Source organism: Acinetobacter sp. UBA2063 (assembly GCF_002333245.1).
GTDB lineage: Bacteria > Pseudomonadota > Gammaproteobacteria > Pseudomonadales > Moraxellaceae > Acinetobacter > Acinetobacter parvus.
Map to the genome: position 1 here is coordinate 1 of NZ_DDAH01000266.1, position 3051 is coordinate 3051.

Sequence of the window (3051 nt, forward strand, 5' to 3'; positions counted from 1 at the left end):
CATGGATAAAGCCACACCATTGATTTCTGGTGGCCATGTTTCAGTTACAATTGCGATTCTAAGACGTGGACGAACCAAATCCCGCAGTTCGGATCGTTCATAAGACTGATCTTTTTGCTGCTTCCTTTTAAAATAGAATTTAAAATTTTCAGGAAACTGATCTTGCTTTAATAGAGATGTCGCGTATGTACTCTGCATATCGCCATCCATTTGTGTCGTTATTTTCATACGTTTAGCTTATAAATATTTTTTGACACTTTAATGATCAGTGTATGACAGTTTATTGACAGCTTTAAAAAACAAAAATGCTGCACTTAAACATCAAGCGGAGCAATAAAAAATAATTCAGAGTTTTACTAAGCCAACGGATTATCCACCTTAAACAACTGTTGATCCTCTAAACGCAAGGCAACCAGTTGCTGCCCCCAGACACAGCCACCATCAACATTTTGAATTTGAGAGCTAATGGTTTTACCCTGCAACGCCGCCCAATGTCCAAAAATTAATTGGTGGGTTTTGGCCGCCTGACTCTCAAACTCAAACCACGGCTGAAAGCCTGTTGGCATCGGTGCATCCAGTGCATCCTTAAACTCAAACTCCAGCCTACCCTCCGCATTGGTTAAGCGCATACGGGTTAAATAATTGGTAATACAACGCAAGCGAGCCTGCCCATTCAAATCATCTGACCAAAGATCAGGTTGCTCACCATACATTTCTGCAAGGAAAGCATCCAATACCGTAAGATCGTCATGCCCAACCACCTGTTGCACTTCACTTGCCAACTGCACAGTTTGTTCTGCCGACCAAATACAAGGCACACCCGCATGGGTAATCAAGGTGTGATCATTCGGACATAGACTTAAAGGCTGTTTACGCAGCCAATCAATCAGTTCATCACCATCAATTGCGTCAATAATCTCTTGTGTACGGTCTTTGTCTTTGATTTTCTTCAAGCCACGCGCGCAGGCGATCAGGGTTAAATCATGGTTGCCTAAAACGGTTGCAGCAGCGCCTCGGTCAGCCAGCTTTTTAACAAAGCGCAAGGCACCCACCGAGTTTTCACCACGCGCAACCAAATCACCTGCAAACCATAAAAAGTCCTGATCTGGATCAAAGCGAATTTCTTTCAATAACGCTTTCAGGGCTTCAAAGCAGCCCTGCACATCACCAATGACATAATTATAGCGATTGGACATTTTAAGGCACCATTTGATCAGACAAGGCCACAAAATCAGCCAGACTCAAGGTTTCTGGACGTGCCATAGGGTCCACACCTGCTTTCTCAAAACCCTCTTCAACCAACATGCCTTTTAAGCTGTTACGCAAGGTTTTACGGCGCTGGGTAAACACATGGCCAACCAAACGCGCCAAAGCTTTTTCATTTTTGGCGATAATTGGCTTAGTTTCATAAGGTTCCAAACGAAATACCGCAGAAGTCACTTTCGGTGGTGGATTGAATGAACCTGGTGGTACTTCAAACAAAAAGGTTGGTTTACAGAAATACTGAATCATCACCGATAACCGCCCGTACTCTTTGGTATTTGGCACAGCGGTAATACGATCAACCACTTCTTTCTGCAACATGAAATGCATGTCTTTGACTTTGTCACCAAACTCTAACAGATGGAACAAGAGTGGGGTTGAAATGTTATAGGGCAGATTTCCTACGACACGTAGTGGACGGCCTGCCTGAAACAACTGGGTGAAATCATATTTTAAGGCATCGGCCTCAACAATGGTTAAACGTTCTGGATGTGGCACGCGAGCAGGCAAGCCTGCTGCCAGATCACGGTCCAGTTCAACCACTGTAAGTGCATCGCATTCCCCAATAAGAGGCGATGTCAGCGCAGCCAAACCTGGGCCGATTTCGACAATATTATCGCCCGCACGTGGATTCACTGAGCGTACAATTTTGGCAATCACACGCTGGTCATGCAAAAAGTTCTGACCAAAACGTTTTCGAGCCTGATGCCCTTCATCTTTAGGGTTTAGGGCATTAATTTGATACATAATAATTCCAACATGAATAATTTATCCCTCAATCACTGACGGGCTAAATCAAGTGCTAAATCAACCGCAACATGCAAACTTGACGATTTTGCCTGTCCAGTGCCTGCAAGAGAAAGTGCCGTACCATGATCGACAGAGGTTCGAATAAATGGCAGGCCTAATGTAATGTTTACCGCTTCACCAAAGCCCTGTGATTTTAACACAGGTAAGCCCTGATCGTGATACATGGCTAACACCGCATCTGTTTCTTTGAGGTGATCAGGGGTAAATAATGTATCGGCGGGCAAACTTAAACTGATGTGAATCCCCTGCTGGCGATAGGTTTCCAGCACAGGATTAATGATCTCTATTTCTTCGCGTCCCAGATAGCCATCCTCACCTGCATGGGGATTGAGACCACAGACCAAAATACGGGGCGTAGCTATTTTAAATTTTGCTTTTAAATCATGAATAAGAATATCAATCACTTGATGCAAACGCTCTTTAGTAATCGCATCAGGTACATCTCGCAAGGGTAAATGTGTTGTGACCAAAGCAACCCTTAATGTTTTGGTGGCCAACATCATCACCACACGGTCAACACCTGCAAATTCCTGATAGTATTCCGTATGGCCACTAAAGGTAATGCCTGCATCATTGATCACGGATTTTTGCACAGCTGCCGTTGCAACACCCACGCTACATCCAGACATCGCATAATCGGCTGAACGTCTTAACTGCTCAATCACATAAGCCGCATTGGCGGGATTTAATTGTCCTAGTTCAACAGGTTCAACTAAAGGGATATGCTCCACAAAAAGCTGTCCTGACAGACTTGACTGCTCCTGTCCCTGATATGCAACCAGTTCAACAGGATTGCCCAGTTGTTTTGCCCGCTGCCGCAACATCTGCATATCCGCCAAAACCACCACTGGGCGCTCATCCACTCGCCCAGCCAAACTTAAGCAAATATCAGGACCAATCCCCGCAGGTTCACCTGATGTGACATATAAAGGAAGCATAATCATCCGAGTTTCCAAGCTTTATCACACTCAGTATGGC

3 protein-coding genes and 1 pseudogene are annotated in these 3051 nt (G+C 44.7%); all 4 read right to left on the bottom strand.

Translation table 11 applies throughout. From position 1 onward, the window contains the following. Nucleotides 1-198 (bottom strand): annotated as a pseudogene (locus tag B4H32_RS12525) (glycosyltransferase family 1 protein); the annotation flags it as partial. A 158-nt stretch (nt 199-356) separates the two neighbouring features. After that, nucleotides 357-1196, bottom strand: a complete 840-nt coding sequence (locus B4H32_RS12530) for a symmetrical bis(5'-nucleosyl)-tetraphosphatase (protein ID WP_004757151.1) — start codon at nt 1194-1196, stop codon at nt 357-359. 1 nt (nt 1197) lies between these two features. Further along, a complete protein-coding gene (rsmA, locus tag B4H32_RS12535; RefSeq protein WP_286803351.1) occupies nt 1198-2010 on the bottom strand; it encodes a 16S rRNA (adenine(1518)-N(6)/adenine(1519)-N(6))-dimethyltransferase RsmA in 813 nt (270 codons plus the stop codon). Nucleotides 2011-2042: 32 nt separating this feature from the next. Next, a complete protein-coding gene (gene pdxA, locus B4H32_RS12540; protein ID WP_286803353.1) occupies nt 2043-3017 on the bottom strand; it encodes a 4-hydroxythreonine-4-phosphate dehydrogenase PdxA in 975 nt (324 codons plus the stop codon). Between the last annotated feature and the right edge of the window lie 34 nt (nt 3018-3051).